This window comes from Arthrobacter sp. R4-81 (genome assembly GCF_054792365.1).
The window spans coordinates 890,677-907,198 of sequence record NZ_CP096445.1; the positions used below are offsets into that span (position 1 = coordinate 890,677).

The window sequence follows — 16,522 nt, forward strand, 5'->3', positions numbered from 1 at the left end:
GACAGCGTGGTGCCGCCAGGCTATTCCCCGGTCAGCCCGTCTATTGATTCGCGGAGTAAATCGGCGTGGCCGTTGTGCCGGGAGTACTCCTCGATCATGTGAACCAGGATCCACCGCAGGCTCGGTCTTGTGCCGTCCCGCCTGGCGCGGCTGGCCAACCGGTTCAGCCCGCCGTCGGCCAGCGCCTCGGTAGTCAGGGAGCGGGAGCAGTCGACGGCGTCCTGCCACAGAATGCGGAGATGCTCGGGAGAGTCCGCGCCGGCCGAATGCCATTCCCAGTCCCGGTCCGCCTTCCAGTCCACAGTGTCCCAGGGCGGCTGCGGGTCCCGCCCGAACAGCGATTCGGAGAACCAGCTGTCCTCGACATAGGCCAGGTGCTTCAAAAGACCGCCGAGTGTCAGTGAGGATGGCGCCACAGTAGCGCTAAGGCCGGCGGAGTCCAGCCCGGAGCACTTCCAAGCCAGGGTGGCGCGCTGGAAGTCGAGGAACCCCAGGAGGGTACCGGCCTCGTCGCCTGCAAGAGGAGGTTCGGGGCGGCCTTGTTCGTCAATGTCAGTCATGGTTGGTGAGCCTATCGGCAATGAGGGTGGAAGCCGACCCGCCGTCGTGACCTTGTTTGCCTCAAAACATGGCCACGACACAGCGAGTCTCCGCTCCAGGGGCCAGTTCAGCTTGAAAGAAGGTCACGACCGCGCCCGTGCTGACTTTCTCATCCCAACTGCTCCAGGGGATCAACTGCACGGAATCCAGCGCGGCGAGATCTCCCGGGACAGAATCCCGTCGTCGTTCTGCTTCCCGGGGCAGCCCCACCCTGGCCGCCTTCGAGAGCGGAAGGATTTGGAGGGTGACGTCGGACGCGGGCGTGATCCCGGCGTCGTGAATTTCCAGGACCCAGGGCGAGCCATCCCAGTACCTGTCCGCGACCGGGACGCCGTCAACGCGCAACTGCGCGATGTCTCCGGCCCAGGCGATCTCCAGCTCGGCATGCTCCCCACCCGAAAAGATCTCAGCAGGCACTCCAACCTTGTAGGACATAGAGAGGGCATCGATGGTTTCCTGGGACGGGGCAGAGGCACGCCCGGCCGAAGAGCCGAACGTGTCCGGTACCGGTTGGGAAGGACGGAGGAGTTCGACGGCGGGACGCAGTACCGGGGGAGCGGACAAAGCACCTTCCACCGGGACGGCTTCAAAGGAGGCCGACGCCGGGTTGTAGCGCCGGACGTCAGGAACACCGGCGGACCGGCCGGCAAGCTGTCCGCTGGCCGCGACCCACACAGGTTCTTCCGAGAGGAGCAGTTCCCTTCCAGCAGCGGTATCCACAATCCAAGCCTGATTGGCGGATTCAGGGGACAGGACCAGGATGTTGAGCGCAGCGTCCGCCGAGCTGGCCTCGAGCACAACCGATCCGCTGGCAAGGACGTTGCCGTCGATAACAGACGTATTGCTGGCCGAGCCATCGACAGGGCCGCCGAGCGACGTACCCTCCGGCAGACGAAGTTCCACTGGAATTCCTGCTTCGGCAGCGAGTACCAGGGTCGGCGAGGTGTCCGGGCCGAGGATTGTAAGCGGCGAGGCCGTGGCCCATTCGAGGGTCACCCCGCCGACTTCCAGGTTCAGGGGCCAGTGCGCAATCGTGCCGGGAGGAACGGTGACAGGCCGGCTCGGGAAAGTCACTGAGCCGGCCTCCAAGGCGACCTCGAAGCGCGCGCCGGCACGGGGACTCAGCGGGATGTGGGGCTGATGCCAGGTAATGAACACGAAACCGGAGTGGCCGTCGCTGCGCAGGGCCCAGCGCAATGTGGAAGTATCCTCGATCCCCTCCGGCAGCGTATCCGGCAAGGTGGAAGGCATCCGGGCAAGGCGGTCCCCGAAGGCTGAGAGAAAGGCGTGCTGCTTCCTGAGTTCGGCAAAGCTTGCGCTGAGCCTGCCGGAGGCGCCGATCGGGGCGTGGAAATCGTAGTCGAAGCGCGGCAGATCGTTGGGATAGCCGGTGGCATGGGACTCCTGGAGGTTGTCGGCCGGGTTGGCCCCGCCGGCAAACATGTAGTAGCCCTGCCAGGCCGAGCCGTTGCCGATCTTGTTGTGGGCAACGGCGGCAACGTCCAGTGCCTGTGGCCATGGTCTGCGTTGGTAGGCCGTGGCCATCCCCCCGGCAAGCTCGCAGGTGGCGGCCGGGTACAAGGGAGAGGGGATCCGGGGCTTGGCAGGGTCCGCACCTGTATCACTTGAGCCAAGGTGTACACGCAGGTCGGCCCCGATCCCGGGATCGTCCCAGACATGGCTGAAGAAGAAGTGTTCCCGGAACGTGGGGTCCCAGGGGGAGTCCGCCTCCACCCAGAAGCCGTCGCCGTATCCGCCGAACAGCGGCAGGACCTCGTCATGGGGGAGGTCGGCCCCGCCCCACGCTGTCGCTGTCCAGATCGGCGCGTTCAGGCCTGCCATCCGGGCCAGCTTCTTGAGCTCGGTGATGTGTTGCGGTTCGGTATACAGTTCGTTCTCAATCTGGATGCCGATGACGTTGCCCGACGGTCCCATGACGCCATTGAGGTGGGTGCCGAGCTGGCTGAACCAGCGTGCCACGAGCTGAAGGTAGGCAGGATCATTGGTGCGATGCCTGACCTTGGCGGCCTGCAGCCAATCCGGGAACCCGCCGTTCCGGACTTCGCCGTGGCACCAGGGGCCGATGCGCAGGACGACGTCCAGCCCGATCAATTTACACAGTCGCACGAAGGCGGCGACATCCAGGTTTCCCTCGAAACCCACCTCGCCCTCGTGCTGTTCGTGGTGGATCCAAAAGACGTAACAGGCGACGACGGTGACGCCGCCGGCCTTCACTAGCCTGAGACGCTCCTCCCAGCGCGACCGGGGGAGCCGGCTGAAGTGGGTTTCCCCCGAGACGGGGATGCAGGGCCGTTGCAGGACTTCAATGAAGCGGTTGGTCAGCCGGTACCGTTCATGCTGGTCCACCGTGTTGCTCATTGCCGGTGACATGAGCGGCGAATCCCAAGGTTTGTGCGAGACGTGAAGGGACCTGTCTGCACTTGGCGACATCAAAGCGGCCATAGATCAATCTCCTTTGAGGTTCGTCCCCGGCTTGCCAACTCGGGGTGTTCGGCGATCAGGCGGAGACGCCCCCGCGTCACCGAGAGGTCCGGGAGGACAGCCGCCGCAGCAATGATCGCGTTCCGCAGCCCGGCGAGAACAGCTGCAGGGCAATCCATGCGACGGCGTCGGGATCGATGGTCACTGGCCGTCCGGTAGTGCGGGGAGCAGCGGTCAGGAGGTCGTCGTCGTTCATCCCACCAGTATTCACGCTTGCCGGAATCATGGATAACTTCGCCCCCATCCACGAGGTGGACGACGCGATGCGGGAAAGAGTCTTCAACATCAACGTAACGTCCGTCCTGCGCCTGACCCGCGCCGTCGTGCCGCTGATGCTTGAAGCGGGAACAGGTTCAGTGGTTAACGTTGCCTCCGAGGCCGGACTCAGGGGCTCCGCGGCCGGGGCGACCTACACGGCCTCAAAGCACGCCGTGGTGGGGCTCACCAAGAACTCCGCCGTGATGTACGGGCGCAAGGGCCTGCGCTTCAATGCTGTTGCGCCCGGACCGACCATCACCAACATCCAGGCGTCCTTCGGGTCCCAGCTGGCTTTGCCGGGAAGGGAACCGGACTCAGCCGTGCAGCCGCCGGTAGCTCGCAGCGGCAGCAGGATGAAGCGGCACCCCTGCAGTATTGATCAGTGTTTCCGTGCTGAGGAACTGCACACCAAGACTGGATCTGGGAATCAGTTCCTGAGCATGACCAACCAGCAGCTCCACAGTCTTCGTCACCGTCTGGTCATCCAGATCACGATTGCAGAGGAGCAGGTTCGCCACGCCGAGGGTCCCTACCGCAGGAGTCCCTTCATAACTGCCTTCCGGGATGAGGACCCGGTCGTAAAAGGCACCGAATTCGGCGCGCATGGCCGGGATGAGGTCTGAGAGGTCAAGGAACCGGAGGCCGAGTTCTCCGTTTGCCGCGGTAATGGCTGCAGTGGGTACTCCACCTGACCACAGCATGGCGTCGACCGAACCGTCCCGGAGGGCGGCCAGCCCTGCGTTGAGGCCCAAGGTCAGCTCCTTCACGGGCTCGTGGGGTCGAAGGTTGTTTGAGGAAGAGCCACCGGACGGTCCGCCCAGCCCCGCTGCCTGGATAATCCGGTGGGCGGTGAAGGACGTTCCGGATCCCCTCGCACCGATGGCTGCCGTCTTGCCTGCGAGATCCATCAGGCTGAGGATGCCGCTGTCCCGCCGCACCACGCAGTGGACGTAGTTCTCGTAGACCTTTCCGAGGGCCACTATCAGCCCTGGATTCCCGTTACCTGTGTTCGTGTTCCCTGCTTCTGAGGACGCTTGCTCTACTGCCGCATCGGCTAGCGCGACGGCAAAGTGCGCCTCTCCGGCAATCAGCCGGGCGATGTTTTCGAGACTGCCTCCAGTGGTCATAGGGACGGCATTATGGGCAACACCGTGGCGCTGCAGCGATTCCGCAAGCAAGGTGGAAAATTCGAGGTAGAAGCCGCCGGGCTCACCGCCGGCCACCGTCAGATTTTCCGGTATCTCCTCAGGGCTGCAGGCGCCCAGAGGCGGAAGGATCAGCCCCGCAAGCCCGAAGGCCACCGCGGTCCGGAGCACTTTACGCCGCGGTAGTTGCACATTGGCCTGCCGGAGGTGGCTGCCCGCGAGGTTACGCATGGGCTGACCCGTCCGTTGGAGTCGTGTGGGGAAATTCCAGGCGGGCGACCAAACCACGTGGATCCCCTTGCGTCAGTCTCAGGCTCCCGCCGTTGGCGCCGGCAAGCCGGGACACGATAGCCATGCCCAGTCCGTTACCGCGCAAATGCCGGTGTTGGGGGGAGCGCCAGAACCGGCCGAGCGAAGCGGTCCTTTCATCTTGCGAAAGGCCTGGGCCGTCGTCGGCGATCTCGATGACCAGCTTCCGGGGGAGCAGGCGGATGCCTGCCATGATCTTTGCGCCGGGGGCATACTTGATCGCGTTGTTCAGAAGCTCGCCCACCATTTCCGCCAATTCCGTGGCGTTGCACGTAAGCTCAACCGATCTCTCCGGAGTCTCGAGAATTAACGGGCATCCGGCCCGCCGAGCCGCAGGGCCTGCCCGTTCGACTTCCTCCTGCAGCACCACCCACGGATCAATGACAGTTTCGGGCTGGGGGACGGCCTGCCCGATGGTGCTCCTGGCTACCCCCACGGAAGCCCGGTGTTCGGCTGCTGCGAGCTTCAGGACGCCGTCGAGGATTTCTTCCACGCGTTCCAGCTCGTCGACGACTCCCGTCACCGCTGACTTTTCGGTGCTGTTCCGCAATTCGAGCTCGAGCAGATCGATCCGCAGCCTCAGGGCTCCCACCGGGTTGCGCAACTGATGCGAGGTGTCGGCAATGAGCTTGCGCTGGGACTCGATGCTTTCCGTGACCGTCTCCGCCATAGTGGTGAAGGAGTGGCTCAGTTCCCGCAGCTCCGGGGGGCCGTCTTCCGGGAGCTGGCTGGTCCTCCCCGTGGCCGCAAGTTCTCCCACCGCGGTGTTCAGGCGATGAATCGGGCGCAGTACCCAGCCGGTTACCCTGCTGGCCAGGAGGAGAAGGATAGCCTCCAAGCCTGCTGCTCCGAGTCCGATGCCAAGCCAGCGCTCGCGCAGCTTCTGCCTTGCGGCGTCCTGATTCACTTCGAGGACAGCTTCACCGAGGACCTGGTTCGCGCTGCCGAACGATCTTGAGATCACCTCGGAGCCGCTTTCAAGGGGAAGCAGGGGTGGCAGGGTTGTGTCGGTCAGGTTCAGGCTTGCGCGGGATATCGCGTTGCGGACATCCAGGCGGTCCTCATCCAAGTCTCCGGACCGCAGCGTCCTGTCCTGGAGCCGGATGATGATGCCCTCATCGTAGAGCTCGGAATACCGGTCCATCTCCCTCTGGAGCTTAGTGAAGTCGCCGTCCAGGGCTGTATCGGAGGCAAGCTGGGCGAAGCGGTTGAGCGACGATACCCTGTTGATCTGGAGTTCTTGCGTCAGCTCCCTGCTGGCAGACGTCACCAGGGCGTAGGACACGACGATCACCATAACCAAGGACAGTAGGCTCAGGACACTGAGCACCCGCAACCTCATGCCCGTTCCGCTTCGATCCGGTACCCCACACCGCGAACATTGATGATGAAACCGGGCAGGTCCAGCTTCGCCCGCAAGCCCGTCAGATGGACGTCAAGGCTACGGGAGGACGCCATAAAAGCATCGCCCCAAAGGACGTCAAGGATCTGCTCCCGGGTGACTACCGATCCCGCATGCTGGACCAGCAGTGCCAGGAGGTCGAACTCGGTTGCGGTCAAGGCCAGTACACGAGGTCCGACGGCGGCGACGCGGCGGTCGAGGTCGACGTCGAGCTCTCCTACCACAAGAGTGCGGCTCGGCGTGTCTTTCGTCCACGCCGCCCGTCTGGTGACAGCTTCGATTCTGGCCAGCAGCTCCACGAGCTTCACCGGTTTGACCAGGTAGTCATCGGCGCCGAGCCGAAGGCCCAAAACCACGCTCCGCTCATCGTCCCGGGCGGTAAGGATCAGAATGGGGCACCGGGTCACCTGGCGGAGCTTCCGAAGGACGTCGAGTCCGTCAAGGTCCGGCAGTCCCAGGTCCAAGAGGATGACGTCGAAGTTCCGGTGGGCCAGCAGAGCATCTGTTCCACGGGAAACCCTGGTTGCCTTGTGCCCGGCTGAGACCACGGCTGCTTCGAGCGCAGACGCCATGGCGTCGTCGTCCTCGACGATGAGCAGTTCCATTGCCTGGGTCTCTTTCAGCTGGGTGAGCACCTGCAGACCACATCGTAGGTGGAACCTGCCCCCATTACCTAAGTCCGGAGCCGGCATTACCTAAGGAAGTGTTAGGAAAGTGGAATTTACCTTGGAAGTGCTCCCCGTCACGCATAGCTTGGCTGGTGTCCTCATCTTTCCGGGGACATTCAACGTCGAGGAGGAACCATGAGCAACGATGCCATGGACAGCACCAACCCATCGGGAAAGCCGCTGATTACTGCTGACTACCAGCGCCCATCCGGCCTTGTCAGCCACGCGGACCGCATTGATGACGACGGCGGACGCCCTGCCAAATGGCGCATCATCGGCCCTGGGCTGGTTGTGGCCGCCACCGGCGTGGGTGCGGCTGACATGGTGGCCACTCTCGTGGCCGGTTCCCGCTTCGGATACGGGCTGTTCTGGGCAGTCATCGTTGGCGTGGTCCTGAAAATCATCCTTGTAGAAGGAGCAGGCCGCTACACTCTGGCAACCGGAAAAACGATTTTCGAGGGATGGCGCTCCCTCGGCAAATGGACTACATGGTACTTCGGTCCCTACATCATGATCTGGGGCTTCGTATACGGAGCAACAGCCATGTCCTCCGCTGCCCTGCCTCTGGCAGCAGTGTTCCCCATCCTGCCGCTATGGGCGTGGGCCATCCTGATGGGCCTGGCCGGTTTTGCCATGGTGTGGTGGGGTAAGTACGCCACCTTCGAGAAGATCACCGCCGCTTTGGTGGGCCTCATGTTCATCAGTGTCGTGGGCCTGGCCATCATTGCGGCGCCGAACATTCCCGAGATGCTCACCGGCCTGATTCCCATGATCCCGGAGGCAAAGGATGCCGTTTTCTACACGCTGGCGTTGGCCGGTGGCGTCGGCGGCACTATCACCCTTGCCGCGTACGGATACTGGCTGCGGGAGAAGGGCTGGTACACCCCCAAGTGGATGAAAGTCATGCGAATCGACAACTCGATGGCCTACGTCATGACCGGTATCTTCGTGATTGCGATGCTCATTGTGGGTGCCGAGGTTGTCCGCTCTGCTGGTGTTTCGCTCAGCGCGAGCGACGAAGGCCTGCTGGACCTCTACGATGTTCTGAAGGCAGAATACGGCGATACCGTGGGGGCAGGGTTCCTGATCGGTTTCTGGGCAGCTTCCTTCTCCTCAATCATTGGCGTCTGGAACGGTGTCTCCCTGATGTTTGCTGACTTCTGGGGCAACATGCGGGGTAAGGAATCAGGCCATCCGGATACCCGGGTGGGTGGAAAGTACTTCAAGTTCTATATCCTGTGGCTGACGTTCCCACCCATGATTCTCTTCGCGCTGGGCCAGCCCATCGGCCTGATCCTTGCGTACGGCGCACTGGGTGCACTGTTCATGCCGTTCCTCGCGCTGACCCTGCTGGGCCTACTCAACGGCAAGAGGATCCCAAAGGTTTGGGCCAACAAGCTGCACACGAATATCGCGCTGGGGATCTGTGCCCTGCTGTTCGTCATCCTGGGGATCCGCCAGCTTTGGACCTCCCTTTCGCCGATCTTCGGCGGTTAGCGGGGTAGCTGCCCATATTAAACGCAGAGTACGACGGCAGAAGCGCCCGCCGTCGTACTCTTGCGTTTCAAAGGCTAGTGATGGCCCACTTTCGTGGTGCCAAACATGAGGGTCTGGCGGCTGACGTCGTAGAAAACAGTATGGGCAGTGGACAGGAGATCCTGAAGGTTGTCGGCGTCGTCGGCTTCGATCGCCAGGAATTCCTCCCAGGCCCCGGCGTCCAGCACCAGCTGGAGCGTCCACGTGCCACGTTTTCCGGCGTCTCCGGCGATCCACGTGAACTGGTAATGGCTGACCTGGCGCACCTTGATGCTGTCATCGGTCACAGGCTGTTTTGGAGTGGGGCTCATGGTTGTTCCTTACCGGCTGCACCCCAGCCGCACAGCCTAGTAGCTGGTTTCTTGCAGGTCCCGATCACCGCAGGGCAGACTCGACTCTGGCCTGCGGCCGGAGCATTAATGTAGCTCCGCTCCCGTTGTCCTGTAAATGCCTCGCGGATGCCAACAGCCATCAAGGCCTCGGCGGGTAGGAGTGAGTCCGTCTCCTGTCCGCTCGAAGTCCTTGTCAGCCGGCAGATGTTCCGGGGCGGTGTAAGCGCCCGCTGGCACTGATGACCTCAGCCCAGAGGGCGTGCATAGGGGATGAACCTGAGGGCCAGATCGTCACCCCCACTGCCCCGCCAGAAGCGCAGACCCGCGTGAGATCAGCGACAGCTGAGCGTGGATCCTCTACATGGTTCACCACGAAACCCGGGTCAGGGTTCGATGGCAGTGACTCGTGCGCCCAGGACGGAAGCGCGGGCCGCAAGGGTTCCCGTAGCGCAGCCCACATCCAGCAAGCCCCTGCCGCCGAGACCGCCGATGGCTTCCCCTACCGCATCGAGCAGTGGCGTGACGGTTCCGGCGCACAGACGTGCGAAGCTCCTCGAATACGGAGCGGCTGTTCCTTGCCCAGTTTTTTACGCGCTCCCCTTCTGGACGATCAGCCATGAGTCCTCCCTGTTCGATCCGTCCAGCGTTATCCGGCCCGGTCTGATTGCGTCCTGTCTCATCAATGGCACTCGGGATAAGGATTTCACACCGCCTAAGCTGCCTCCGGCTCTTTTTGGCGGGCACGCTTCCGCGTCTTGGCGCGGTGGAGGAGATCGCGTCGTTGCCGGTGGGCCGCGCGTTGGGGAGCAGCGCGTTGGGGAGCACCGGGTAACGCTGTGCCCGGGAGTGGTGTGCCGGGGAGGGGTGGGGCGGTGGAGTGGTAGGTGTGGCCGGTGGGGGTGTGGAGTTCGGTGGTGTGTCGTGGGCTGGGGTGGGTGTGGGTGGTCCAGCCGGGGGTTTCTTTGGTGTGGTTGCAGGCTTCGCAGAGGCCTTGGCCGTTGGTTGTGGTGGTGGTGCCGTTTTGGTGCCAGGGGATGATGTGGTCCACGTGGCGGATGGGTGCGTCGCAGTAGGGGGTGCGGCAGGTGTGGTCGCGGGTCTGGATGAAGCGGCGGAGCCTGGGTGGGAAGAGCCGGGCGCGGGAGTCCATGGCGATGAGGTCGCCGGTGTCGGGGGCGGTGTAGAGCCGGCGGAGCCAGACGTTCAGGGGCTTGTTTGTGTTGGGGCCGGTGTCGGGAGTGGCCTCCGGAGCTTGCCCGGGGTCCGTGGGGTTGAGCGCGTTGTTCGTGGAGTTGAGAGCGTTTTGGCTGGGCCCCGTGTGCCCGGGGTCCGTGGGCTGTAGGTGTGTGGGGTGGATGGTGGTGCGGGCCCAGTGGGCGGGGACGATGCCGTAGCCGGGCAGGCGTGCGGGTTCGCTGTGGCCTTGGAGGAGGGTGCGGTCGGTCATGACGAGTTGGATTTCGATGCCGGTGATCCCGCCGGGGGTTCCGGTGATCCGTTCGACGAGGGTGTCGGCCATGATCTGCCCGCGGGACCGGGTATCCGGGCCGGTCTCCCCGCCGGTGCAGGTGTTGGTGGTGGTGAGGGTGTCGGCGTGGCGGGTGAGGGCGGCGTGGACGGCGACGCCTGCGGTGACGGGGAGCAGGGCGGTGAGGTAGGTCATGGTGTCCGGGGCCGGGCGGAGGCTGACGTGCCGGTCGGTGTGGGCGTTCGCGGCGCGGGTGACCAGGGAGCGGGGATCGATCCGGTAGGCGGCGGTGCGGGCCGCGGCGATGAGGGCCCGGTCCCCGAGCCCGGAGAGCGCTCCGGTGTCTGCGGCGAGTTCTTCATCGACCGCGCACCTGTCCTGGGCGGTGAGGCAGGCTGTTTCCCTGGCCAGGAGGGTGGCGCGCCATTCGTTGAGCTGTCCGGTCTGCAGGGCGGTGAGGGTGTGGGGCATTTCGGTGGCGAGGGCTTTGGCCAGGCCGAGGAGCCGGCCGCCGCGGGCGGGGGACTCGCGCCGGGCCAGGGCGATCTGCGCGGCCACGCCGTTGCCCAGTTCGGCAGCAGGCACCCCGGCCGCCCGCTGGGTGCGGCGCTGGTCGGCGTCGAACGCCACGGCGATGCGGGCCTGCAGCGCTGCCGCGGCGGACTTCAGGTCCTCCAGGTCCCGCAACTGTTCAATGAGCCCGGCACCGTCACCGCAGGGACGAAGCCCCGCCAAGGCCGACAGCACATCGCCCAGAGAGACAGCGCCCACAGACATGTCGCCCGCTGGCACAGCGCCCACAGACGTGCCGCGGCCGCCCGCCAAAGCGAGTACCGCCGTCGACCCCTGCATCTCCCCCATGGAAAGAGTCTTTCAGCGACCACCGACAATTTAGCCGGGGCGTCAACACCTACGTTCCAGGCACCTCGACGCCGGGCACTTCAACCCCCGGGGCAAGCTCGGACGACGGCGTAAGCCTCCAACGACCGCTGGCAGGTTCGTGGCTGATGACCGTGGAGTAGCCGCCGTTGCCTGCTGCGTCCATGGCCTTGAGTAAGGCGTCGAGCATCTGGCGTGCGTGCTCCATTCTCTCGGCCATGGTTCCCTCAAGGTCGCTGTCATCGATGAGGGGGTGGGCCTTGCCACCCGCGACTACTTTCACTGAATATCCAATTTCCTCGTGGAGGGACCCACGGGAACAACCAATTTCAGTGACCTTATCTGCCCGAACCAAGCCATTGCTGATGGTGCGGAGCCACACATCACCCATTGCTCATCCTTTGGTCTAGCTACCAAACGGAATTCATCCCCAAGCACACCGTAGCCCCGAAAGTCGTGCCACCGCATCCCCGCCCGAGAAGCGCTTTTGCCTCCGGGCGCATGGGCTCCTGTCCAACAAACCCAAGCGGACGACGTCGGAACTTTCCGAGGTCAATATCTTGCGTATAAATTGCGTAAATTTAGCTCAATTAGTTTGGTAGAAGATGATCTCATTTTGCCAATTTGCTTCATAAGATTTGAGTTTTCGCTGTAAGAATCAGGCGAAATGTGTGGCCAAAAAGACCTATAGGGATGGATTCATGCGTGCTGGGGCAAATTGTCATGTTGAATTATGCGTGAAGGCCGCGATCCCTGCATTTGATGCTTAGGGGCGGGCGCTATCGGCCAGCCGGTAATTCGATTATTACCGTGCTGGTTCCGGCGCACAACGAGGCCGCGGGAATCGGGGAGACCATTAAATCCCTAACAGGCCAGACCTGCGTCCCTCACCGGGTAATTGTTATAGCAGACAACTGCACTGACGACACAGAGGCGATTGCCTTGGCTCATGGAGCAGAAGTGATCAGGACTGTGGGCAACACAGACAAGAAAGCCGGTGCCCTCAACTTCGCGCTTGCAGGCGTCCTTCCTGGCTTGGCATCGGATGATCTTATCCTGGTGCAGGACGCGGACTCACAGCTCTCCCCTGACTTCATTGAAAGGGCCGTCGGCCACCTGTTCGCCGACCCGTTTCTCGGCGCTGTGGGTGGGGTGTTCAGCGGAGCAACCGGCGGTGGGTTTGTAGGTCACCTGCAGCGCAACGAGTACGCCAGGTATGCGAGGGATGTTAAGCGGCTCAATGGGAAATGCCTCGTTGTCACCGGCACAGCGGCGCTGTTCCGGGTGCTGACCCTTGAACACGTTGTGGAGGCGCGGCTGGAAGGAACCCTCCCTCCGGGGAATGGCTGGGGTGGGGTGTACGACACCACCGTGCTGACCGAGGACAATGAGCTCTCCTTCGCGTTGCTGACACTTGGTTACAGGATCAAGTCACCGGCGGACTGCACCCTGGTCACGGAGATCATGCCTTCCTGGCGGCAACTGTGGGGACAACGGCTTCGGTGGAAGCGTGGAGCTGTGGAGAACTGTGTCCAGTACGGCTGGACCAGAGTCACGCGGCCGTATTGGGGACGGCAGCTCTTAGCAATGACCGGTGTCCTGGTGACCCTTATTTACTTTGGCACGATCGCGTTTGCACTGGGCACGGGATCCGGGTTGCACCTGCACCCCTTCTGGCTCGCCGTGACCGGTGTCTTCGTGATCGAACGTGTAGTAACAGTGCGGCTCAGGGGATGGAAATACATGCTTGCGGCCGCAACGATGTACGAACTGGTGATCGACCTGTTTTTGCAGGTGGTCCACTCGAAGGCCTATTTAGATGCAGCCCTGAACAACAAGAAAGCTTGGTAGAGAGATCTATGTATAACAACGTAGCGGCCCCCGCGGCAGCAGGAGTAGGGGCCGGAACACTGGCATTGACTGGCGCCGGGGATATCCTCTGGCTTGGTCTGGCAGCCTTTGCCTTGGTCGCCCTGGGTGCGGCAATCAAGCGGATTGTTCCTGTGAAAGCCAAGTCTGAGGTCTAATCAGCAAAGTACCTCAGGAACTGCCCGGGGTGGCCCCAAAGCGCTTAGCCCCGGGCAGTTGCTTGTATACCAATTCCTCATGCGTTCGGATGCTCACGGTATTTGAGCATCCGGCCGAATCGCAAAGCTGATAACTGATAGTGGCGCTTCCCTTGAACTTGTTGACGTAGCTGCCGGTGTTGGGCACGCTATTCCGGACTCCGTTCACGAGCAGCGTGACGGTGGTTCCTGCGGCCCCTGTCCAACGGACGGTGGTGTTGTTGACGCCTTTGACCTTTGCGTTGACTGCACTCAGCTTGATGGCCGAGACCGGAGCAGGTGCCACCGCTGCAGGTGTGAACGAGAAGTCCCGAATGACCACCGACTCCGGTTTGATGCGGGCAGGATCGCCTCCACCGCCGCCAGTTACCCACAGGTTGAAGTGGATTTGTTCCTTGGCGGGCTTGGGAACCGTGGTTCCCTGCAGAATGGTCCGTTTCAACAACGGCCCTGTATACCCTTGACCGGCATAGGTCTCGAAGGTCAGCTTGCCAGGCTCCCAAACCATTTTGTGGGTGAGGATGGGATCGCTGGTGGTATTAAAAACTACGGTGTTGTTCCCCTGACCGGGGGGCTTGCTCGCGTCGAACCAGTAGCCATGGGCTTGGGTTACGGGCCAGGATTCGCCATAGCTTGCTCCGCCTCCCCAGGCAGAAGCCTCACAAAGGTCAATCTCGTTGTAGCCCGGCGCAGCAAGAGGATCGTAAGTAAACAGGCACCCCCACACGACTTCCTTTTGGAGAAGGCTCACGTTCTTTTCCACGGTGGTGCTGTACGTTCCGTAGCCGAAGCCCTGGCGTGTGGATTGGAATTCTGCGCCCACGGGGCCCCCACCAGTGGGATTCGTCAGGCTCATGGTGATGTGGCCGTTAGCGTCGGGATTGCTGACATTATTTGCACTGAACAGCTTGTTGTACTGCGGGGCGCCACCCCAGAATCTCTTCTCCCAGTTGAAGCCCTTCCAGGCGAAGCTTCCTGCCGGCCCAGGATCTGATGACATCGGAGTTGTATCTGCCGCTTGGGAAGAACTCACAACGGTAAGCATAGTGAGGCCGGAAACCAGAACCACTGCCAAGGGTCTGACCACCCGCGAAGACCTGAGACCGGACAAACGGGACCTAAAAAAAGACGACATGCACGCCCCCTATTGCGTTGGCGCTCCCCTCGAGCAGCCTCGTGCCCCCAGCGAGCACAAGATGATCATCAATCAACGCAGTCGCTAAACGCAATAGCAGATGGATAAATTGAGACCGGTAATTTCGCTCAAGAGTTTGCACAAGATTCAGCCTTAACTCAAGAACTACTCAAGATTAAACTAGAACGGACAAGAAACCAATTATCGTGTGTAGGCTCATTTCTGCACCCCAGCGATCCCGATAATGGAATGCCAATCCCGTAGCGATCTTTGCAGCGACAAAGGATGAAGCGCCCGACGGCGCAGCACGGTGCAGCACACAGGCTTATTTATCTGGGTCACATTCTCGTGCGTTCATTCATGCGCCCTGGACTCTGAGACCAGACATTATTCGGGATTGTTGGATCAAAGGCTGGGAGCAAAGTGGTGAATCGCGGCGTTGCTGTGGTTGTAGAGGACGACGACGACATTCGGGAGTCGCTGAGGGACATCCTCCGGCAATCCGGATTTACCGTCCATACAACTTCATCGGGAACGGAAGGCGTGGAAGCGGTCCGGAAGCACAACCCGGTTCTGGTCACCATGGACCTGAGCCTTCCCGACTTCGACGGGATCGAGGCGTCACGGCGCATCCGGACATTCAGCTACGCCTACCTCATTATGGTGACGGGAAGAGTGGACGAAGCCGATGCACTGATGGGGTTTGGCGCCGGCGCTGACGACTACCTCACCAAGCCATTCCGTCCCCGCGAGCTTCGGGCACGGATTGCGGCGATGCTCCGGCGGCCACGGTGGTCAATCATGGAACCGGCCGTCATGGAACCCGCTTCGATGGAGCGCCAATCAACGGAACCTGCGATGCCCGAACCTGCCCTGTTGCAACCGGTGTTGCAACACGCAGGGGCACTGCCCGCCGTCATGCAGTCCGAAGTGAGGCTCCCCGCCGTCGGACATTCCTTTGGGACGGGGGAGGCGGATGAGTTCCGCGACCTAGAGCACCGCGGGCTGACTGTTAACGAGGGCACGCGGACGGCAACGATTGATGGCAACAAGGTGGACCTGACTCGCACTCAGTTCAATCTGCTCCTGGTGCTTATGGAAAACGGGCGCCGTGTCCAGAGCAAAGAGGAACTGGTCCGGAGGCTCCGCAACGATCCCTACGGCTCGGGTTCCTACGTCAGCACGGCCGAGGAGCGCGTCGTCGAGGTGCACATGGGGAATCTGCGGAATCGCCTCGGTGATGACCCCAAGGCGCCCAAATGGGTGGAAACAGTCCGCGGAGTGGGTTACCGGCTGGCTCCCTAGGTGAGTACACCTAGGGCTGGGCGTGCAGGGCCGGTGAAAGGAAAGTGCTGATCCGGTCCAGCACGGCGTCATCCCGCAGCGGCCTGTTGTGCCCCAGCCCATGTGTGACCACCAGGGTTGTGGATGCGTGGGCAGCGAGCAGGGCGTGCGCCTGGTCCAGCCCGATCATAGTATCGGCGTCGTCATGGAGCACGAGCCACGGAACTTCGACGGGGAGCGGCGCCGTGGCCGAGAGACTCGTCCAAATATCGGTACTGCCAGGGAACAGCCGGCGTTCCGTACGGCGTCGAACCGCGAGCACACTTGAGCGGCTAAGCCCGAGCTTGTGTGCGAAGCTCTGCAAAAGATACTCGAAGTCGGCCGCACCGTTCACCGTTACGAGCCGTCCTACGCGCACACCTCCCCGAATGGCGAGGGCGGCGCTCGGCGTCCCGAACGAGTGCGCAACGATCGCCTCGAACCCGTCGTGCTGGCGGCCAAGCTCGGCAATGATGCCCGCGTAGTCGCGGACATCGGTTCGCAGGCCGCTGGATTCGCCGTGCGCAGGGGCATCAAAGGCCACGATCGTCCGTCCCGCCGCGCGTAGCTCCCGCACGAGGGGAGCAAAGGCAGCGGCACGGCTTTGCCAGCCGTGGACCAGCAGCACTGCTCGGGACCCGGTTCCCCAGCGATAGACAGCCACGCGCCGGCCCCGCATACGGATGGTGGATCTTCTGGCGTGCTCCATAACGTATCGCTCCGTTTCATGCACGGGCTTACGCTTTCCTGGCCGTACCCAAAGGCTGTAGGCAGTCTCAGCCGCGAGCGGCGGGGCGACAGACTCGAGCAGGCGAAGTGCATGCATCGCTGGCGGAAGAGAGGGCGTCTGCGTCGTCATAGTGCTAATATATACACACGACCGTTCGTACTGTCTAGAG

General features: G+C 62.5%; 15 protein-coding genes and 1 pseudogene. 5 read left to right on the plus strand and 11 right to left on the minus strand.

The genetic code is table 11. The features are described from left to right. Nucleotides 1–20 precede the first annotated feature (20 nt). From M1E05_RS04155 to M1E05_RS04165, 3 genes are all read right to left on the minus strand, one after another. Nucleotides 21–560, minus strand: a complete 540-nt coding sequence (locus M1E05_RS04155) for a DinB family protein (RefSeq protein ID WP_461164530.1) — start codon at nucleotides 558–560, stop codon at nucleotides 21–23. Between the two features lie 61 nt (nucleotides 561–621). After that, nucleotides 622–3,063, minus strand: a complete 2,442-nt coding sequence (locus tag M1E05_RS04160; protein WP_461164531.1) for a beta-galactosidase — start codon at nucleotides 3,061–3,063, stop codon at nucleotides 622–624. Nucleotides 3,064–3,139: 76 nt separating this feature from the next. After that, entirely contained in the window at nucleotides 3,140–3,298 is a 159-nt protein-coding gene (locus M1E05_RS04165; RefSeq protein ID WP_458114621.1) for a hypothetical protein, read from the minus strand. A 16-nt stretch (nucleotides 3,299–3,314) separates the two neighbouring features. On the opposite strand from M1E05_RS04165, the pseudogene M1E05_RS04170 reads away from it, so the two are divergent. Then, nucleotides 3,315–3,653 (plus strand): annotated as a pseudogene (locus tag M1E05_RS04170) (SDR family NAD(P)-dependent oxidoreductase); the annotation flags it as partial. 21 nt (nucleotides 3,654–3,674) lie between these two features. Here the strand turns inward: M1E05_RS04170 and M1E05_RS04175 are convergent. From M1E05_RS04175 to M1E05_RS04185, 3 genes are read right to left on the minus strand one after another with little or no spacing between them, the layout of a single operon-like run. Then, nucleotides 3,675–4,736, minus strand: a complete 1,062-nt coding sequence (locus M1E05_RS04175) for a TAXI family TRAP transporter solute-binding subunit (RefSeq protein WP_461164532.1) — start codon at nucleotides 4,734–4,736, stop codon at nucleotides 3,675–3,677. Beyond that, nucleotides 4,729–6,156: a HAMP domain-containing sensor histidine kinase gene (locus tag M1E05_RS04180; RefSeq protein ID WP_461164533.1), complete on the minus strand. Its 1,428-nt coding sequence runs from the start codon at nucleotides 6,154–6,156 to the stop codon at nucleotides 4,729–4,731. The genes M1E05_RS04175 and M1E05_RS04180 overlap by 8 nt, the downstream gene beginning before the upstream one ends. Continuing rightward, the gene (locus M1E05_RS04185; RefSeq protein ID WP_458112022.1) at nucleotides 6,153–6,821 is read right to left on the minus strand and encodes a response regulator transcription factor; all 669 of its coding nucleotides are present in this window, start codon (nucleotides 6,819–6,821) and stop codon (nucleotides 6,153–6,155) included. The genes M1E05_RS04180 and M1E05_RS04185 overlap by 4 nt, the downstream gene beginning before the upstream one ends. Nucleotides 6,822–7,019: 198 nt before the next feature. Here M1E05_RS04185 and M1E05_RS04190 point away from each other — a divergent pair, with 198 nt between their 5' ends. After that, nucleotides 7,020–8,381 carry an Nramp family divalent metal transporter gene (locus M1E05_RS04190; RefSeq protein WP_461164534.1) on the plus strand — a complete coding sequence of 454 codons (1,362 nt, stop codon included), beginning with the start codon at nucleotides 7,020–7,022 and terminating at the stop codon, nucleotides 8,379–8,381. A gap of 74 nt (nucleotides 8,382–8,455) precedes the next feature. On the opposite strand, the gene M1E05_RS04195 is transcribed toward M1E05_RS04190, so the two are convergent. From M1E05_RS04195 to M1E05_RS04205, 3 genes are all read right to left on the minus strand, one after another. Next, complete coding sequence (locus M1E05_RS04195) at nucleotides 8,456–8,731, minus strand: hypothetical protein (RefSeq protein WP_461164535.1); 276 nt, start codon at nucleotides 8,729–8,731, stop codon at nucleotides 8,456–8,458. A 733-nt stretch (nucleotides 8,732–9,464) separates the two neighbouring features. Beyond that, nucleotides 9,465–11,081: an HNH endonuclease gene (locus M1E05_RS04200; RefSeq protein ID WP_461164536.1), complete on the minus strand. Its 1,617-nt coding sequence runs from the start codon at nucleotides 11,079–11,081 to the stop codon at nucleotides 9,465–9,467. 49 nt (nucleotides 11,082–11,130) lie between these two features. Further along, complete coding sequence (locus M1E05_RS04205) at nucleotides 11,131–11,490, minus strand: hypothetical protein (protein ID WP_458112018.1); 360 nt, start codon at nucleotides 11,488–11,490, stop codon at nucleotides 11,131–11,133. A 419-nt stretch (nucleotides 11,491–11,909) separates the two neighbouring features. On the opposite strand from M1E05_RS04205, the gene M1E05_RS04210 reads away from it, so the two are divergent. Next, nucleotides 11,910–12,950, plus strand: coding sequence for a glycosyltransferase family 2 protein (locus M1E05_RS04210; protein WP_458112017.1), 1,041 nt, complete (start codon nucleotides 11,910–11,912; stop codon nucleotides 12,948–12,950). A gap of 8 nt (nucleotides 12,951–12,958) precedes the next feature. Continuing rightward, entirely contained in the window at nucleotides 12,959–13,126 is a 168-nt protein-coding gene (locus tag M1E05_RS04215) for a hypothetical protein (RefSeq protein WP_458112016.1), read from the plus strand. Nucleotides 13,127–13,139: 13 nt separating this feature from the next. On the opposite strand, the gene M1E05_RS04220 is transcribed toward M1E05_RS04215, so the two are convergent. Then, on the minus strand, nucleotides 13,140–14,165 hold the full coding sequence (locus tag M1E05_RS04220; RefSeq protein ID WP_461164537.1) for a LamG domain-containing protein: 1,026 nt from the start codon (nucleotides 14,163–14,165) through the stop codon (nucleotides 13,140–13,142). A 558-nt stretch (nucleotides 14,166–14,723) separates the two neighbouring features. Here M1E05_RS04220 and M1E05_RS04225 point away from each other — a divergent pair. Beyond that, complete coding sequence (locus M1E05_RS04225; protein ID WP_461164538.1) at nucleotides 14,724–15,605, plus strand: response regulator transcription factor; 882 nt, start codon at nucleotides 14,724–14,726, stop codon at nucleotides 15,603–15,605. A gap of 10 nt (nucleotides 15,606–15,615) precedes the next feature. Here M1E05_RS04225 and M1E05_RS04230 read toward each other — a convergent pair whose 3' ends face one another. Beyond that, nucleotides 15,616–16,482, minus strand: a complete 867-nt coding sequence (locus tag M1E05_RS04230; RefSeq protein WP_461164539.1) for an alpha/beta fold hydrolase — start codon at nucleotides 16,480–16,482, stop codon at nucleotides 15,616–15,618. Nucleotides 16,483–16,522: the final 40 nt, after the last annotated feature.

Bases quoted from the DNA above. Each gene is read 5' to 3' on its own strand.
- M1E05_RS04215 (WP_458112016.1), top strand. From the start codon at position 12,959: ATGTATAACAACGTAGCGGCCCCCGCGGCAGCAGGAGTAGGGGCCGGA.
- M1E05_RS04205 (WP_458112018.1), bottom strand. From the start codon at position 11,490: ATGGGTGATGTGTGGCTCCGCACCATCAGCAATGGCTTGGTTCGGGCA.
- M1E05_RS04195 (WP_461164535.1), bottom strand. From the start codon at position 8,731: ATGAGCCCCACTCCAAAACAGCCTGTGACCGATGACAGCATCAAGGTG.
- M1E05_RS04155 (WP_461164530.1), bottom strand. From the start codon at position 560: ATGACTGACATTGACGAACAAGGCCGCCCCGAACCTCCTCTTGCAGGC.
- M1E05_RS04185 (WP_458112022.1), bottom strand. From the start codon at position 6,821: ATGGAACTGCTCATCGTCGAGGACGACGACGCCATGGCGTCTGCGCTC.
- M1E05_RS04200 (WP_461164536.1), bottom strand. From the start codon at position 11,081: ATGGGGGAGATGCAGGGGTCGACGGCGGTACTCGCTTTGGCGGGCGGC.
- M1E05_RS04190 (WP_461164534.1), top strand. From the start codon at position 7,020: ATGAGCAACGATGCCATGGACAGCACCAACCCATCGGGAAAGCCGCTG.
- M1E05_RS04180 (WP_461164533.1), bottom strand. From the start codon at position 6,156: ATGAGGTTGCGGGTGCTCAGTGTCCTGAGCCTACTGTCCTTGGTTATG.
- M1E05_RS04165 (WP_458114621.1), bottom strand. From the start codon at position 3,298: ATGAACGACGACGACCTCCTGACCGCTGCTCCCCGCACTACCGGACGG.
- M1E05_RS04160 (WP_461164531.1), bottom strand. From the start codon at position 3,063: ATGGCCGCTTTGATGTCGCCAAGTGCAGACAGGTCCCTTCACGTCTCG.
- M1E05_RS04175 (WP_461164532.1), bottom strand. From the start codon at position 4,736: ATGCGTAACCTCGCGGGCAGCCACCTCCGGCAGGCCAATGTGCAACTA.
- M1E05_RS04230 (WP_461164539.1), bottom strand. From the start codon at position 16,482: ATGACGACGCAGACGCCCTCTCTTCCGCCAGCGATGCATGCACTTCGC.
- M1E05_RS04220 (WP_461164537.1), bottom strand. From the start codon at position 14,165: ATGTCATCAGATCCTGGGCCGGCAGGAAGCTTCGCCTGGAAGGGCTTC.